A 13,112-nucleotide genomic window follows, 5' to 3' on the forward strand; every position below is an offset into this window, starting at 1 on the left:
CGGCGGCCGGATCGTGCACCAGCCGGATATATGAAGTCATGATCGTGAGCATCAGGGCTGCGGGGATGGTCGATCAGCTGCTCAATATCAGGGGCAGGAATGTATCAGATTTTGAGCAAGCGATCGGGGCGGTGATGATGATCCGAGCCTGTGCTGGGCAAGCCGCCATAACCCCACTACCCTGCCGTTTTGCCATCAGGATCACCTATGAACGGATACGTGAAATTCCAGACCCCAGAAGGCGAGCCCATCGTGATCAACATCGACCGCGTCAATGTTGTGCGCCGATACCGGGGCGGTGATGATGCCTGCGCGGTGAATTTCGAGAAGGGGAATTTCGTCGTGGTCGCGGGGAGCTTGGATGTGGTGATGCGGGCGCTGGCGGAAGGGTGATCGGCAGGACTGGTGTTATCGGCTGATTGCGGGAGGTCAGGTTTCCGGCGACCAGATGAGGGGAAGGCGGATGGGCCATTTGCGATCGGGACCGGCGAACAGGCTGGATAGCTGCTGGTCGGCCGTCGACCAATGGCGGACATTCAGACGTTGATCACACGATAGTTCGGGTGGCTATCAAATCGAGAGGCGAAGGCGTCGAAATCCAGATCGCTCGTCCGAAGCACAGTAAGATTCTGCAAAGCATTGTGGATCGTCGCATAGACATAGTGCTCAGCCGAACCGATAACGTCGTCTAAAACCCCTTCAAAGCTGGCCTCGCTGACCCACTCCTCAACCCGGTCATGCGCTTCATTGAGCTCGCGCATGTTGCAGCCGCCGTTGATATGAAAGGACTTCGATCCCGGCCGTATCTCGACCGGCCATTGTGCCACCACCAAGTCAAACGCTTGGCGGAGAACATAGTCTGGAACATCTAAAACAGGCACGCTTCTCTCCCCGGTCGTTTAAGATAGCACATCCCGGAGTGTCCGGTATCCACCCTTGATCGCCGTTCGCGGCGTGGTTTACGCTAGGCCTACGCGATTGAACCATGACTACGGCCCTTGGAAAATCGTCACTATGCCGATCGCGGCCATAAGAAATGAGAATAGCATTCCTATCGAAGCAAAAATCGTTGTCGCACCGTAAGCTACAGGCGTTTCGCCCTTTGAATATATAACGCCTTTGACGTTCAACTCGCCCTTGGTCACAAGCAGGCAAAGCCTCGTCGCCATAAGGCATCCGACAATTGCGAAAAAAACCGTAAAGAGAATGTCGCTCATCGGGGGACTGCTACCATGAAAATGCTCAACTGGTTAGCAGCCAATTGACGGCTTCTGATTGTGTCTGCTTCTTCCTCTGATCGAACGAGAGCTGACCGTCCCCATTCCACTCATCGCGGGCGGTATCGATCCCCGGATCGCTATGCCCTACCGGTAAACAGCCCGTTCGTTTTCCGGTAGAAAAGCGGACCGGGCACGAGCAACCATTTAGATACAGTCTTCCTGTCGCTGGAAGCCCGTGACACCATAGGATCGATATCGAGGTGTTTGGTAGGTGCATCACGGAAGTTCAGGTGATGATTCGATAGGGCTTTGACTGGTCGCCGCCGTTGATCGAACAACAACGGACCCAAACACTTTTGCCGGTGGCTTTATAGGTACGCCAATGGCCGCGACGATTATGCGGAACGCGCGACGCTCCGGGGTCACCATTCCCGTGCCCAATGCGGGTGATTGCTTCCCGGTTGACTTTGATCGTAATCGTTGAGGGGATCGGCCGCAGACCAGCTTTGGCGCGTCCCATGTTGACACTTTGAAGCATGGGATTGCTTGGCCGAGTTTCATGGGCCGTCGACTGATGATTGAGCAACATGGTCGCGATGATCAACATAATCCAATCGCGGCTGGCTACTTTCTCGAAGCCATCCAACCATTCCGGCGGCAGCTTATCGACATCGGTGCGGAAACATACGCTCGGCGCTGTGTGGCGATCAATGAGAAGAAAATAGGGATCACGCATCCATTTAAACGCACCGGTTTGTGACGCCTGCTGGTAAACACCGACAGTAATTTCCATATCGGACTGCTTGAGGTGCAGTATGGTTACAGCAGGATATCCATCTTCGTAATCATCATTAAAAAAATACAAACACTCAGCAAATGGAATGTTTAGGGGCTTGCCAGAATTATGGTGTTCAATCCATGCACTATACATAGCATTATGCAGCTTTTCATTACCCAAGTTTGGAAGAAAAATTTTGCCGAAATCGAAGGCCGCGATGTCCCAATCCCGACCGCAGCTGATTTCTCGAATCTGATTTACGCCGACTATCTCTTGAATTTGTCCCTTGCGGGACGCTTCAGCGAAGCTGGCAACAACATGGCTGGTCATAAATCCTCCGGGCAAATCTTGTCTGTCATCGGAAGCAGTTCGCTTCCGATCGGCATTGGTTGACGCTGTGAACGGGCGGGGAGGCCGCGATCTTCCCCGGTTTTGATCCCTGCTCCCGGATCGGGCAGCAAAGCGCTGGCGAGGTCCATGCAGTCTCAACTGCGGGGACGGATGTTTAATTAGCAGTGTTGGAGAAGGCCGGGACCCAATTATCGTCCCTGATGGGGCTTATTCGAGTCCCCGTTCCCCCGCCCGCGCTCTACATTGGCCGGTCTAGAAAGCAGTGGTCTGCCTGCCCTTCAATTCCTTGAACAAATGCGTGATAAAACTCACAACAGTCGGGGAAAGAGGCTCCAAGCCCTGCTCCTGCCCAAGGCCCGCGATTAGTTGCACCGTTCCGACAACTTCTGCGTCAGATACCAGAAGGATTCGCCCTCGGATCATTCGAATGATGTCGATATAGTCGATCAGTTCATGGACCGCTGCGGCAGACCCTTTGAACCGATTGAGGAAGTCAACGGTAACAATGTTGTTAGTCCACGCCCATGCGAGAGCAGTGATCAAGTCGCTATCGGCGTCATAGTAATTTTCAATGATGCCATTCATGGCTCGGATAAAGAAATCGTCCGATGACGCAGCGACTGACCAATCGTCGCTATCAACAGCCGTGCGAACGATATCGACACCACCAACGATTTCACGGTCATCCGTGAGGGGCCTACCTTCGCTGTAGTCGAGCAGCGCATGCCCGATCACCGTAGCGATTTCATTATTAACATCTTGCATTATAATCTCCATATTTTAGGCAATGAGATAGCATTTTCAGAACCATATTCTGAATCGCTATAATATTAAGTTATGTTGGGAGGGTTCTAGCCGATTAAGGCATCAATCGCCGCAGCATCAAAGTAAAGCGGCGTAGATTTTATGTTATTGATAGGCTCTGGTATTTTACCACTGCGCCTAAGCCTTTCAAACGTTCGAAGGCTTACATTCAGACGTTCGGCCGCCTGCTTTCTGGTTAGTTTCTCCATCCATATTCTGTCCTTGCGTTGTTGCGCCGCCTTTATCCGCCATGTTCCGCCGCTGATCCAGCTCAGAATGAGCAACTTTTTACACTTGTTGAATTTCCGTTGTTTAAATATGGATCGACCATGGATCAGGAAGAAATCTACAAGGGTTGGCTGCACAAAAGTCGAGTGACGCGCGGCGCGCGCGCGCGTGCCCATGCGTTGAAAGCCATCGATATACTGATCCGGCAGCAAAATAGCGGCAGGTTCGATAAGGAGGCCCAAGTTACACTGACTCTTCTGACCAATATCCTGAAGGAGGAGGGCATACGGTCGCCAACTGGCGGTGCACTAACGCCCACAATGGTTGCCCGCATGTTCATTCATCTGGACCGGACGTGGCAGGGTTTTGTGGTCAAGATTGCTGAATCAAAAGCAAAGAATGAAATCGAAATATACGAATCGTTCAATTATGTGGTATCCAAACATTCTGATCAGCGTAGAAAAAATAATCAAATTCGGATAGACAGGTCTTTGGAAAAGCGTCGGAAAGATGCTTTGGATTATGACTATGCTTTGTCAGATGGGAATGGAAATAGACTAAAGGTCAAAGAGTATTATCGTCGAGTGCGCCGCAACGATAAAACCAAAGCGTATTATATACCGGCTAAAAATGTTGAGGCAAACTTGCGTGCCCGTATTAAAACGGTGGAAGCCCAGAATCTAGGTCGTGATATGACCGATGCGGAAGTTGCGGCTTCGATAGAAAGATGGAAGCGTTCAGCATTGGAAGCACAATATGCAGCTCTGAAAGCAGAGGTTGAGTTGGTGAAAGCCAAGGTCGCTGCGAAGCGTACGAAGGCAACTAAGTAATCAGGCAAAACGTCAACGATATGTGGCCGACAATCCCGGATCATTCGCCTCATCACTTCATCGCCCCTTGGGCAGCGGCAATTTCCCGCCAGCCCGCTGACGCCGCGTCCGGACAGATTCCTCTCGCGCCTGATCCATTGCTCAGCCTCAATCTCATCCACCGTCAGAATCTTCCGTTTCGGCCACGGCGTGTTGTCTTGGACATGATCGCTGATCCCCACACCGTTAACTCCAGTTGGTTCGAGCCCGACATCGCAAAAACCGAGTATCGCGAAGGCAAGGACTACCTTGATTGACAAAATGGATGAGCCGAAATTGCACCGTCGTATTCGTGCGGTCTACCGATCGAGCATATGTCCCGAAGTCGAGTTTGGAACCGTCAATTCGCTGATCAGGATTTACGTGACCAGAATGTGCTGGAAGTGAGCCCGTTCCTCTTGCGTTCGCACCGAGTGAGGCCGCGTGAGAAATTTTTAAAAATATGGAATTGCGTCAATCAACTAGGCTAAATAATCACGACCACGATGGCCACGGCAATCGGGGGTGATACCGCAGGGCAGCCGTAAGGCACAGTAAGTCTGGCCCGGACAAAAGCAGGTCGCGAAGATTGCCCCGCCTCTCCATGGATGCGGACACGGCGCAGAACGCGGATGCAATCCGGCTGGCGGGGGCTTGGGACGTCGCGTGGTGCGATCTAAAGAAAGCCACGGAATGAGGAGAGCTATGTCTGCTCCACGCTGACAACTCTCCATCCAGCACTTGTAGAGTTAACGTGCGCTTGTGCTGGACGCTCGATCGAAAGATCGTAACCGCCTTACACGACCTCCGGCGTTCCCGGAATGGTCAAGGATAGGCGCAGCAATGTCGGGTCACGGAAGGCCACCGACGAAGGCGTAATAGCCTCAAGCTGCGGCAAACAGTGATCCGGATACCCCCTTGGATGTCCCATACTACTATCCCCCTCATCATGAGAAGATAACACCCTATAGATGGGTGTCGGACGATTGCGTCCTCTTCACATGGTGGGGGGGATAGAGTTGTGTCCGTGTTCCCTTTGGATGCCATTTATGGAAATAAAGCATGTATCTCAGCCGATTATATGAAAATCGCAGAGGGAGAAGGCGGACCATGAAGCGAAGCGCAATGGTTCGACGGTGAGCGATGCCGAAGGCAGGCGAAGCCGGTCTTCGTTCCAGTCATGATGTTGATGAGCAAACCCGTCCCTTTACCAACACGCGGCAACCTGTTCAGATGCGTGATGAATTCATATGCAGCGCGGTGATTGCCATCGTCGCCATCGATTCATCAGCGGTACCGGGCACAGCACAGGCAAGGCAAGGCAAGCGCCGATCGATGTTGCCTGCATCCTGCACGAAAGACAGGCGATCGGGTTTCGCTTCGACCTTGGCAGTGGAAATGGTGCATGACCGGGCGTTCGATCCTGCTATGGCCGAGCGCGGGTAGTGTTCAATTATGGCGTGGCCCAAGTAGGAGAAGATGCATGCTTTTTCACACGATGGTGGGGTCGAACGACATCGACCGGGCGAAGCGCTTCTACGACACGGTGCTTGGAACCCTTGGAGTTGGGGAGGCGACGATCAACGTCGCCGACAGTGGCCACACGCGCCTGATCTACAACAGTGGGAATGGGGCCAATTTCATTGTCACCCAGCCGATTAATGACGAACCGGCAACTGTCGCGAACGGCAGCACCATTGCGTTTTCCTGCGATTCGCCAGAGCAGGTGAAACAGTTTCATGATATTGCCGTTGCCAGTGGTGGTACGTCGATCGAGGCAGCGCCCGGTCCTCGTGAAACAGCGTCTATGGGCACGATCGTTCTCGCCTATTTCCGCGATCCAGATGGAAACAAGCTATGCGGCATTCACTTCCCCAAATGACCCTGCTCTTTATCGCCTAGCCCAAGTCAGCTGCCCACCGACGCTATGGTGGAGCAGCTGGTCACTTTCTGTTTCCCGCCCCAAGCTGAATATGCCGGTCACCGGAAGGGTGCATCGATTTGGCGGGCGATAACGCCTTCGATGGGTGGTTAGGAGACGGTCAGCTAATAAGTGATATTTGCGGGATAGCGGACACTAAATATCTCGGTGCGTTTCGCCCCTTATCCCTTCCATCAAGCTATCATAGATGTCGTCCATGAGATGCCGTGCTTCCTCCGGTTTCCTGAACCGCACAGCGATCGAAAAGCATTTTTTCAATTCAGGACGGAGGTCGCCAATCATGTCTACGGATGAGTTCCAGTCTCGCCACTCCTTTAAGATCGCCCGCCGGTGATCCAGTGACCCATCCCGAGCCGCAGCAGCAACGGCCCCATCAAGGGAGTCGTAGAGAAGATCGAAATCCTCATTAAAGTAACAACCGATAAGGTTAGAAAGCAGGGGCCAGCGTCGCTGTGCAAAGTCCCGTTGTTCCCGTTTCCCTGTTTTCATCATGCGATAGTGTCATCGGCGGCAGATGTCCGCAATATATGAAACCTGTCTCAGGGAAGAGCGTCGAAGTTTGGTCGGTTTTATCCGGTCCGCTCTTTCGCCGGAAGCCGGCCGGGCGGCCGTCGCTACGATCGAGGCTGGATCGGCCTGCTGAAGGAAGATCGTGGGTGTGAAGCGGACATTATGCGTTCATGACCACCTCGAACCTCTCGCAGACGATTTCTAGGTCAGCGTTCACCTTGTGGCGGGAACCGGCCAGCACGTTCTCATAGTAGCTTTGGTGGGCCGTTCGCCACCATTCAAGCGTCAGGTCGCCTTCGCCTTCGGCGCGAGCGAACTCCTCGTCAATCTCGCCAAACCTCCTTATCTCGACGGACACCGTTTGAATGACAGCGACGGCATGCCCCGCCCAGTCTGTCACGATCGAGTAGTCGCCCACCCTTGGAACCGGATCACCAGCCAGTTCGAGTTCTGCGACAGACGGTGCGGTCGCGCGCTTCTGCCCTCTCACAACAAGGGCGGCACAGAGGTCAGCGTCTTCCTGATTATCGCAGAAGTGGAAGCTGATCGGCGTTTCAGCGCGGGCCTTGGGATTGCTTGCCCGATATCGATCCCACAATTGGACAACGGTTGAAGTCATGACAGCACGTTAATTAACTTGGACGATGACCACAATCGGGGACGATACGACAGCCATGGGTCGCTATATGCCCAGCCTTCAATCGGCATGATGCCTTTGTCGATAGCTCTCAAGTCAATGGATTCGGCTCTCAAACCCTTTGCGCTGCCGACTGTTGGCGGCGATACCGATCCGCATGCGGCATCTAGCGATTTCGCGATCGAGTTCTGCCAAGCTCAGCCCCGCCAAGCCATCTTCATGATCTATTATGCCGCTACGCTTTCCCACAAGCAGCAGATTATCCCTAACGATGGATGGCGGCAACTGGGGGCGTAAATAGGATGGTAGGAACGGCCCTAACTGGTCGCTTCCACCAAGTCTGCTTTCCTTTCGGAGACCGGTCAGGCGGTAATTGAGATGATCGATCACGACCGCTCCCGGCGACGGTGATCGGAAGGGGGATCGCTCACGTGGTAAAATTCTCCAAGATTGGCTACTATGAACTATGGCAGCTACCGATGGCTCCACCTCCGAGGAACACCTCGTCGATATGCTGCTTGCTCGAAATGGCAGAAGGACGCGCATCACGACGGTGAACGACGAGCCGATGAAGGTGATGCGGGTAGAAATTACTGATCTGCCTTCCGCCTACGAATGGGACCACTACGCCGAAATAGGAGGCATAGGTCTCAGCGCCGATGGAGGGAAATATTCCTTCTACTCCACCGAAATTGGTAGGGTCGAGGATGTCGCAAGCGGCGCGATCATCTATGCTCGAAGGCGTTCTTGACCCGGTCGTGTCATAAGAACAGACCGAGGCGAACGTTCGCTCATGGACGTTGGATGATGGGCGGGTTTCTTACCATCCGCACACGGCGCAGCCCGTCACACCAGCAATAGCGCCCGATCAGACACCATCGCCGCCGCGCGCGTTATCATATGCCGGTGCCAGAACAGCGCCGCCTGACCATTCCGCACGCAAATCTGTCGGCGCGTGACCATCCACTGGATGGTATCTTCGAGATCGTCAGCCTCGATATCGGAGAAGACCGATAGCGTGACCGGTCCAGCACCAAGCTTTTGAAAAATATAATATTCTGTGGTCATCGCGGTGGGCAATGCCGGAGGAGCAGTGAGAGTTCCGGACTGTCCGCGTTAACCCTGCTCGATGCGACGAACGGCAGAAATGAAGCGGCCCCGCCAAGATGACGGGGCCGAAGGTATAGACGGGAGGGGGTGAGTGCCCCGTCTGGAATCTTAAACCGATCGAGAAGAAGATCGGTTCCCAGATCGGATCACGGTATTCCATCGTCGGCGACGCCAGCGATTGTAACGAAGTGAGGCGATGTCGAAGCGGAAAATGGCATGCCTGAACTTGTCATGTTCATCAGTTCGTTTAGTGCGCGTTTGATGTCGAGTTCATTTAGTCACCAGCGCTTGTATCGCCCCGGAATCGTTGCCAGCAAAGATCAGCGGATCGCCAACGCCCATGACCGCTCAAGACCGCTGTTGGAGGTGATCCAGACCATGCCGGGCGCGACAGTCCCGGAGATGGTCCGCGCGCTCAATGTTGCTGGACACCGTGCTGCGCGCGGCGGTCCCATAACGCACAACACGGTGACTAGGGCGCTGGGCCGGATCGGGCAGGTGCCGCTGGTAGCGCCACGATCGAGCCGAACGACGAAGTCGCGGAAGAACATTCGCGCCCGTGCCAAGCGCTATGAAGTGTTCCGCACCCCAGCATATTGCTACGAGCTTCTCTTTGATCGCCATCCCGAATGGTTCACGGGGCGTGGCTTTGACCCTGCTGCCGGAGATGGCCGGATGATCCGCGAGATCATACGGCGCGGGAATCCCGGTCCACACGTCGTCAATGACATCCGAGAGGAGGAAAGGCCCGCGTTGATCGGTTGTGGTGAGGTGACGATCGGCGATTATCTCTCCATGGTCGATCCACCGGCGTGCGACTACATGATCACGAATCCGCCCTTCACCAAGGCGGTGGAGTTCGTCCAGAAGGCGCGGACGCATGTTTCTGGGCCAATCTGCATCCTCCAATCGACGAGGTGGCAGTCCACTCAAAAGCGGAGTGAGTGGTTGCGGACCGCCGGGCTGGCGCAGGTGCTCAATCTGCCCCGGCGGCCGCAATGGGAGGTCGACTCCGGGGAACAGGTAAGGAACAACGTGATGGATTTTGCATGGTATGTGTTTTTGCCCGGTTATTGCAGACGGCCGGAAATGGACTGGCTGGTCGAGTCGGATCAGGCTTGATCGTCATCCTATTGGGCGAAGAGCCAGTGTTCCGCCTCATCTCGCGTCTCAAAAATCGCCGCGTTGTCGCGTAGCATAAGGATTCGTGTCGTCTGCATGCGCGTGAGCGACCCCTTGCGCGCCACTGCGATCCGCTTCGCTTTGTACCGGGAGTCGGTGATGAGTGTCTGAAATGCCGCCACAACTTCCTGCGACTGAATGACGGTCTCGGCGGTGTCGATCAGGAGGTAAAATTCTCCGGACTTGAGGCCCATTTTCTCGACCAGCGCCTGTTCGTCGCGAGAAAATTCCATCACTTCATCGATCGAGAGGAAACCGCTCATCTCTGCAATGATGAGCTGGCGGTCGCGGTCGAATGAGAGAGTGATCATCGAGTATTGTCCATTATGCTTCGCATCCGGTGGCCTGTGAAAACCCAGCGTCCGCCATCCACCAACTGACACAGTATGCCGAATGCGGTTCGGTACCATCAATGAGGCTTGTAGGATGCGCAACCCGTGATTTCCCGAAGCTGTGCGGATCGCCGCGTCGATCAAGCACGGCGAAGCGGATCAGCGCGCTCCCCGGTGAAGTTGCAGCCGAACACGCATCATGCTCGGAAATTACCCTGCTGACATCTCGACAATGCGTGATCCCGGAAAGGCATGTTGGAAATTTCAGACCTCGATATTGATCTGATCGACGATCTGCATAATCGCCTCCCGAATGATCATCGACGAAATTCGAAAGGCACGAGAATCGAAAGGTTTATCGAGGCGGGCGCTGGCCGAAATGCTTGATGTCGACCCGCAGGCGATCGTCCGACTGGAGGCTGGTACTGGATCGATCGACCTGTTGATCCGGGTCATGGATGCCGTGGATTTCCATTTCGCGGGGCTCGCGCCGGGACGATCACTGCCCGATCAGCTGCGCAATCGGCGCATCAAAATGGAGCTGTCAGTAGCGGAACTGAGCCGACGTGCCGGAATGAGCCGCAACACGATTTCGGGTCTTGAGGTCGGAAAGGGAACGATCAGGGCGCTGGAAAGCCTTTTGGCGATTATCGGCAAGCAGGCGCGGCGTCGCGCACCGGAGAGGCAGCACTGGGCCGCTGATCGAAAGGGTGACCGCGACAGTCGCTTTACGCCCTTGGAGTTCCTCGAACCAATATATGAAGTGTTTGGGATTCCCGATCTCGATCCGTGCGGGCACGATCTCGCGCCCGTTCGTGCAGGCCAGAAATACATGCTGAGCGAAGGTCGGGACGGATTGGCGGAGCCTTGGGCGGCGGGAGTGGTGTGGTGCAATCCGCCCTTCTCCGCGCAACTTCAATGGCTGCGCAAAGCGGATCATGAAGTCACCGTCGGAAATGCCAAAACTGTCATATGTCTGGTGCCTGCCAGAACGGACTCGGCGTTCTTCCACGACCGCCTGATTGGTGTTGCTGACATCGGATTGCTGCGCGGTAGGATCAAATTTCTGTCGCCCGACGGCCGTGCAGAACAGACGCCTTTCGCCCTGATGTTGGTCATCTTCGGCGCAACCGCCCGGCAACTGGATCATCTCCGGACCTTGATCCCAGCATACTGGCTGCCGCGCTCACCATCGGGAGCGCTCGGTGACCGTGAGCGTGAACGTGCTCTTGAGGAGATAAGTTTCTAGTCAGATATTGAGCAGGTTTTCAGGACCCTCAGGCTCCTTCTGGGACCGAGAGAGGGATGCCCAGTCCTGATCATTGCCCTCATGTTGATCGACGAACGCCGCAACACTTCGATATTGTCCATCTCGCGAGACTTACCCCTCCGAATCATCAGACTATTGGCAAGCACGGCTAACTTTCCGGGCGCTGCCGGAAATATGACCCAACACTGTCGAGCGCGCATGCTAGCACCGACCCATGCTATAAGCGGGCGTCTTGGGGGGAAATTACGATGAGAAAATGGATCGCCATCGGGGCAGCGCTGGTCCTGCTGCTGGGCGGGGTGTATTTGGGTTCGCCCTACTATGCGATCCACTCCCTTCGCGCGGCCGCCAGAGATGCTGATACGGACAAGCTAGAAGCCAGCGTCGATTTCCCGGCGGTTCGGGAGAGCCTGAAATCCCAGATGTCTGCGGCGATGATGACCAAGATGCAGAATGATCCCGAGATACGGGACAATCCCTTCGCTGGGCTGGGCGCGATGATGATCCCGGCCATCATTGACCGAATGATCGACAGTTTCGTGACACCTGACGGCATCGCGGCGATGATGCGCGGGCAGAAGCCGACCGACACGGTAAAGGCGGACGAGAACCCCGATGTCGAAAGCAGCAGCGCTTATGTGGGCCTCGACCGCTTCCGGGTGCGCCTTCACAACAAGGCAAGCGATGAGGAAGGGCCTTCATTCCTGTTGGAACGTCGGGGGTTCGCAACATGGAAGTTGATCAGGGTGGAGATGCCTGCTGATCTGTTTGAGGATAAGAATTAGCCATAGAGGGCCACTTGCGCTGCTAATGGCCGTCGGCGGAGGCACGGCGGTAATGCGCATTGTAAATGTTCATCAACCTCGACTAAGGCCGCGCGGAATTCGTGATAAAGGAAATGCAATTTGACCGACGATGATCAGGTACTGGAACTCCAGACTGAAACTGACCTCCCTGATCTCATCGCTCGGACAGCCGGAACGCTGAGGGGCTTGGCTGATCAACTGGAACAGGGCACCCTCGTCGATCCTGTTGAATGGGTCATTCCAATGTCCGACATCGGCACCGAACGCATGCACGACCATTGCGATGCGATAGCCACTCGCCTCGGCAAGAAGCATCTGGCCGTCTATGCCATTTGCTTCGACGATGAAGTGCCGCTGGACCGTGTCTATGCCGTTGTCGATGGCAACAAGGCCCGTAACAAGACGCTTCCGGTTCACGAGCGTCGGGCGTTTGCTCGCGTCAACAAGCGCAAGGGATGTCTTGGCAGCCGGTGCCTGTATGTCGGGAAATCCGAAAAGGCCGCTGAACGCCTGCGTCAGCACCTCATTGAGGCACATCCGGCCACGTTCGCGGTTCACCTCAACCAGTGGCCTAGCGACATCCCCGGCAATCTCATCGTGAAGGTCATCGGAGTAGCCGGTGTTCAGAGCATCTTGCTGCCGTTCATTGAGGATCAGATGGCGAGCGAGATGCCGCCCATCCTTGGAAAACGGGGTTCAGTCTGATCGACTGGGAACCGGCGGTTTTCGCACTACATGTTTTCGCGCAAGCTCAAGCCGATGGTGGCTGCAATGGGAGGAAGCGCGCCATCCGGACTTCAAGCAATCGGATAAGTTCCGGGTCCATGAACTCGTAGTCATCGGGGATGTCGAGACAGATGATCCGTTTCCCGCCGATTGCCGCTCGAAACCGTTTTTGGAGCTTCGTCCTGTGCGTTTTCTCCATGACAAATATGGTGTCTGCCCACTGCAACATCTCATAATCTAGCCCGTCTTATTCAGCGGTGGGGCTTTGAGGGTTGGCGGGAGTGGCGTAAGCCTTTGGCTTGCTGTAGGAAATTGGATGTCTAGACCAACCTGCAGCGAGGCAAAAAATGCCACAGGCCACACCCGCC

Annotated in this window: 21 protein-coding genes; 11 read left to right on the plus strand and 10 right to left on the minus strand. The window is 55.0% G+C overall.

All coding sequences use genetic code 11. The annotated features are described in order from the left end of the window. Window positions 1-207: 207 nt before the first annotated feature. Window positions 208-393 (plus strand): hypothetical protein, encoded by a 186-nt coding sequence (locus SxD43FB_RS21755; protein ID WP_096063925.1) that lies wholly within the window; start codon window positions 208-210, stop codon window positions 391-393. A gap of 143 nt (window positions 394-536) precedes the next feature. Here the strand turns inward: SxD43FB_RS21755 and SxD43FB_RS21760 are convergent, their stop codons facing one another. The 6 genes from SxD43FB_RS21760 to SxD43FB_RS24955 all read right to left on the minus strand — a co-directional run bounded on the left by SxD43FB_RS21760 (window position 537) and on the right by SxD43FB_RS24955 (window position 3,362). Next, window positions 537-881, minus strand: a complete 345-nt coding sequence (locus tag SxD43FB_RS21760; protein WP_141249589.1) for a hypothetical protein — start codon at window positions 879-881, stop codon at window positions 537-539. A gap of 108 nt (window positions 882-989) precedes the next feature. Continuing rightward, on the minus strand, window positions 990-1,217 hold the full coding sequence (locus SxD43FB_RS21765; protein WP_037476786.1) for a hypothetical protein: 228 nt from the start codon (window positions 1,215-1,217) through the stop codon (window positions 990-992). A 289-nt stretch (window positions 1,218-1,506) separates the two neighbouring features. Further along, on the minus strand, window positions 1,507-2,328 hold the full coding sequence (locus SxD43FB_RS24950) for a hypothetical protein (RefSeq protein WP_141249590.1): 822 nt from the start codon (window positions 2,326-2,328) through the stop codon (window positions 1,507-1,509). Beyond that, window positions 2,325-2,477, minus strand: coding sequence for a hypothetical protein (locus SxD43FB_RS25430; protein ID WP_176482894.1), 153 nt, complete (start codon window positions 2,475-2,477; stop codon window positions 2,325-2,327). Before SxD43FB_RS25430 ends, SxD43FB_RS24950 begins: the two co-directional genes overlap by 4 nt. 124 nt (window positions 2,478-2,601) lie before the next feature. Then, window positions 2,602-3,114 carry a hypothetical protein gene (locus SxD43FB_RS21780; RefSeq protein ID WP_141249591.1) on the minus strand — a complete coding sequence of 171 codons (513 nt, stop codon included), beginning with the start codon at window positions 3,112-3,114 and terminating at the stop codon, window positions 2,602-2,604. A gap of 86 nt (window positions 3,115-3,200) precedes the next feature. Further along, the gene (locus tag SxD43FB_RS24955; RefSeq protein ID WP_141249592.1) at window positions 3,201-3,362 is read right to left on the minus strand and encodes a helix-turn-helix domain-containing protein; all 162 of its coding nucleotides are present in this window, start codon (window positions 3,360-3,362) and stop codon (window positions 3,201-3,203) included. A 120-nt stretch (window positions 3,363-3,482) separates the two neighbouring features. On the opposite strand from SxD43FB_RS24955, the gene SxD43FB_RS21785 reads away from it, so the two are divergent. The 4 genes from SxD43FB_RS21785 (at window position 3,483) to SxD43FB_RS21795 (ending at window position 6,111) form a co-directional block, all read left to right on the plus strand. Further along, the gene (locus SxD43FB_RS21785) at window positions 3,483-4,211 is read left to right on the plus strand and encodes a hypothetical protein (RefSeq protein WP_037476780.1); all 729 of its coding nucleotides are present in this window, start codon (window positions 3,483-3,485) and stop codon (window positions 4,209-4,211) included. Window positions 4,212-4,231: 20 nt separating this feature from the next. Then, on the plus strand, window positions 4,232-4,507 hold the full coding sequence (locus tag SxD43FB_RS24960; protein ID WP_141249593.1) for a hypothetical protein: 276 nt from the start codon (window positions 4,232-4,234) through the stop codon (window positions 4,505-4,507). Between the two features lie 865 nt (window positions 4,508-5,372). Then, entirely contained in the window at window positions 5,373-5,675 is a 303-nt protein-coding gene (locus tag SxD43FB_RS21790) for a hypothetical protein (protein WP_141249594.1), read from the plus strand. A 37-nt stretch (window positions 5,676-5,712) separates the two neighbouring features. Then, window positions 5,713-6,111, plus strand: a complete 399-nt coding sequence (locus tag SxD43FB_RS21795; protein WP_096063930.1) for a VOC family protein — start codon at window positions 5,713-5,715, stop codon at window positions 6,109-6,111. 195 nt (window positions 6,112-6,306) lie between these two features. On the opposite strand, the gene SxD43FB_RS21800 is transcribed toward SxD43FB_RS21795, so the two are convergent. Beyond that, a complete protein-coding gene (locus tag SxD43FB_RS21800) occupies window positions 6,307-6,663 on the minus strand; it encodes a contact-dependent growth inhibition system immunity protein (protein ID WP_096063931.1) in 357 nt (118 codons plus the stop codon). 178 nt (window positions 6,664-6,841) lie between these two features. Next, window positions 6,842-7,300: an ASCH domain-containing protein gene (locus tag SxD43FB_RS21805; RefSeq protein WP_037476772.1), complete on the minus strand. Its 459-nt coding sequence runs from the start codon at window positions 7,298-7,300 to the stop codon at window positions 6,842-6,844. A gap of 18 nt (window positions 7,301-7,318) precedes the next feature. On the opposite strand from SxD43FB_RS21805, the gene SxD43FB_RS25435 reads away from it, so the two are divergent. Then, on the plus strand, window positions 7,319-7,615 hold the full coding sequence (locus SxD43FB_RS25435) for a hypothetical protein (protein ID WP_156106232.1): 297 nt from the start codon (window positions 7,319-7,321) through the stop codon (window positions 7,613-7,615). 169 nt (window positions 7,616-7,784) lie between these two features. Further along, the gene (locus tag SxD43FB_RS21815) at window positions 7,785-8,069 is read left to right on the plus strand and encodes a hypothetical protein (RefSeq protein ID WP_096063932.1); all 285 of its coding nucleotides are present in this window, start codon (window positions 7,785-7,787) and stop codon (window positions 8,067-8,069) included. Window positions 8,070-8,164: 95 nt separating this feature from the next. Here SxD43FB_RS21815 and SxD43FB_RS21820 read toward each other — a convergent pair whose 3' ends face one another. After that, a complete protein-coding gene (locus tag SxD43FB_RS21820; RefSeq protein ID WP_096063933.1) occupies window positions 8,165-8,386 on the minus strand; it encodes a hypothetical protein in 222 nt (73 codons plus the stop codon). A 258-nt stretch (window positions 8,387-8,644) separates the two neighbouring features. On the opposite strand from SxD43FB_RS21820, the gene SxD43FB_RS21825 reads away from it, so the two are divergent. After that, window positions 8,645-9,550 (plus strand): hypothetical protein, encoded by a 906-nt coding sequence (locus tag SxD43FB_RS21825; RefSeq protein WP_096063934.1) that lies wholly within the window; start codon window positions 8,645-8,647, stop codon window positions 9,548-9,550. 8 nt (window positions 9,551-9,558) lie between these two features. On the opposite strand, the gene SxD43FB_RS21830 is transcribed toward SxD43FB_RS21825, so the two are convergent. Next, complete coding sequence (locus SxD43FB_RS21830; RefSeq protein ID WP_096063935.1) at window positions 9,559-9,921, minus strand: hypothetical protein; 363 nt, start codon at window positions 9,919-9,921, stop codon at window positions 9,559-9,561. 334 nt (window positions 9,922-10,255) lie between these two features. On the opposite strand from SxD43FB_RS21830, the gene SxD43FB_RS21835 reads away from it, so the two are divergent. The 3 genes from SxD43FB_RS21835 (at window position 10,256) to SxD43FB_RS21845 (ending at window position 12,723) form a co-directional block, all read left to right on the plus strand. After that, entirely contained in the window at window positions 10,256-11,191 is a 936-nt protein-coding gene (locus tag SxD43FB_RS21835; RefSeq protein WP_096063936.1) for a DNA N-6-adenine-methyltransferase, read from the plus strand. Between the two features lie 269 nt (window positions 11,192-11,460). Next, complete coding sequence (locus SxD43FB_RS21840; protein ID WP_096063937.1) at window positions 11,461-11,997, plus strand: DUF2939 domain-containing protein; 537 nt, start codon at window positions 11,461-11,463, stop codon at window positions 11,995-11,997. Between the two features lie 120 nt (window positions 11,998-12,117). Then, window positions 12,118-12,723, plus strand: a complete 606-nt coding sequence (locus SxD43FB_RS21845; RefSeq protein ID WP_141249596.1) for a hypothetical protein — start codon at window positions 12,118-12,120, stop codon at window positions 12,721-12,723. The last annotated feature ends 389 nt before the right edge of the window (window positions 12,724-13,112 follow it).

The sequence above is a fragment of the Sphingobium sp. D43FB genome (assembly GCF_002312805.1).
GTDB lineage: Bacteria > Pseudomonadota > Alphaproteobacteria > Sphingomonadales > Sphingomonadaceae > Sphingobium.

What these genes read in the sequence shown, in the direction of transcription:
- SxD43FB_RS21780 (WP_141249591.1), bottom strand. Translation starts at nt 3,114, where the DNA reads ATGCAAGATGTTAATAATGAAATCGCTACGGTGATCGGGCATGCGCTG.
- SxD43FB_RS21785 (WP_037476780.1), top strand. Translation starts at nt 3,483, where the DNA reads ATGGATCAGGAAGAAATCTACAAGGGTTGGCTGCACAAAAGTCGAGTG.
- SxD43FB_RS21765 (WP_037476786.1), bottom strand. Translation starts at nt 1,217, where the DNA reads ATGAGCGACATTCTCTTTACGGTTTTTTTCGCAATTGTCGGATGCCTT.
- SxD43FB_RS21800 (WP_096063931.1), bottom strand. Translation starts at nt 6,663, where the DNA reads ATGATGAAAACAGGGAAACGGGAACAACGGGACTTTGCACAGCGACGC.
- SxD43FB_RS21835 (WP_096063936.1), top strand. Translation starts at nt 10,256, where the DNA reads ATGATCATCGACGAAATTCGAAAGGCACGAGAATCGAAAGGTTTATCG.
- SxD43FB_RS21825 (WP_096063934.1), top strand. Translation starts at nt 8,645, where the DNA reads ATGCCTGAACTTGTCATGTTCATCAGTTCGTTTAGTGCGCGTTTGATG.
- SxD43FB_RS21840 (WP_096063937.1), top strand. Translation starts at nt 11,461, where the DNA reads ATGAGAAAATGGATCGCCATCGGGGCAGCGCTGGTCCTGCTGCTGGGC.
- SxD43FB_RS24960 (WP_141249593.1), top strand. Translation starts at nt 4,232, where the DNA reads ATGTGGCCGACAATCCCGGATCATTCGCCTCATCACTTCATCGCCCCT.
- SxD43FB_RS21805 (WP_037476772.1), bottom strand. Translation starts at nt 7,300, where the DNA reads ATGACTTCAACCGTTGTCCAATTGTGGGATCGATATCGGGCAAGCAAT.
- SxD43FB_RS21790 (WP_141249594.1), top strand. Translation starts at nt 5,373, where the DNA reads ATGCCGAAGGCAGGCGAAGCCGGTCTTCGTTCCAGTCATGATGTTGAT.
- SxD43FB_RS24950 (WP_141249590.1), bottom strand. Translation starts at nt 2,328, where the DNA reads ATGACCAGCCATGTTGTTGCCAGCTTCGCTGAAGCGTCCCGCAAGGGA.
- SxD43FB_RS21755 (WP_096063925.1), top strand. Translation starts at nt 208, where the DNA reads ATGAACGGATACGTGAAATTCCAGACCCCAGAAGGCGAGCCCATCGTG.
- SxD43FB_RS25430 (WP_176482894.1), bottom strand. Translation starts at nt 2,477, where the DNA reads ATGGACCTCGCCAGCGCTTTGCTGCCCGATCCGGGAGCAGGGATCAAA.
- SxD43FB_RS21820 (WP_096063933.1), bottom strand. Translation starts at nt 8,386, where the DNA reads ATGACCACAGAATATTATATTTTTCAAAAGCTTGGTGCTGGACCGGTC.
- SxD43FB_RS21815 (WP_096063932.1), top strand. Translation starts at nt 7,785, where the DNA reads ATGGCAGCTACCGATGGCTCCACCTCCGAGGAACACCTCGTCGATATG.
- SxD43FB_RS24955 (WP_141249592.1), bottom strand. Translation starts at nt 3,362, where the DNA reads ATGGAGAAACTAACCAGAAAGCAGGCGGCCGAACGTCTGAATGTAAGC.
- SxD43FB_RS21795 (WP_096063930.1), top strand. Translation starts at nt 5,713, where the DNA reads ATGCTTTTTCACACGATGGTGGGGTCGAACGACATCGACCGGGCGAAG.
- SxD43FB_RS21830 (WP_096063935.1), bottom strand. Translation starts at nt 9,921, where the DNA reads ATGATCACTCTCTCATTCGACCGCGACCGCCAGCTCATCATTGCAGAG.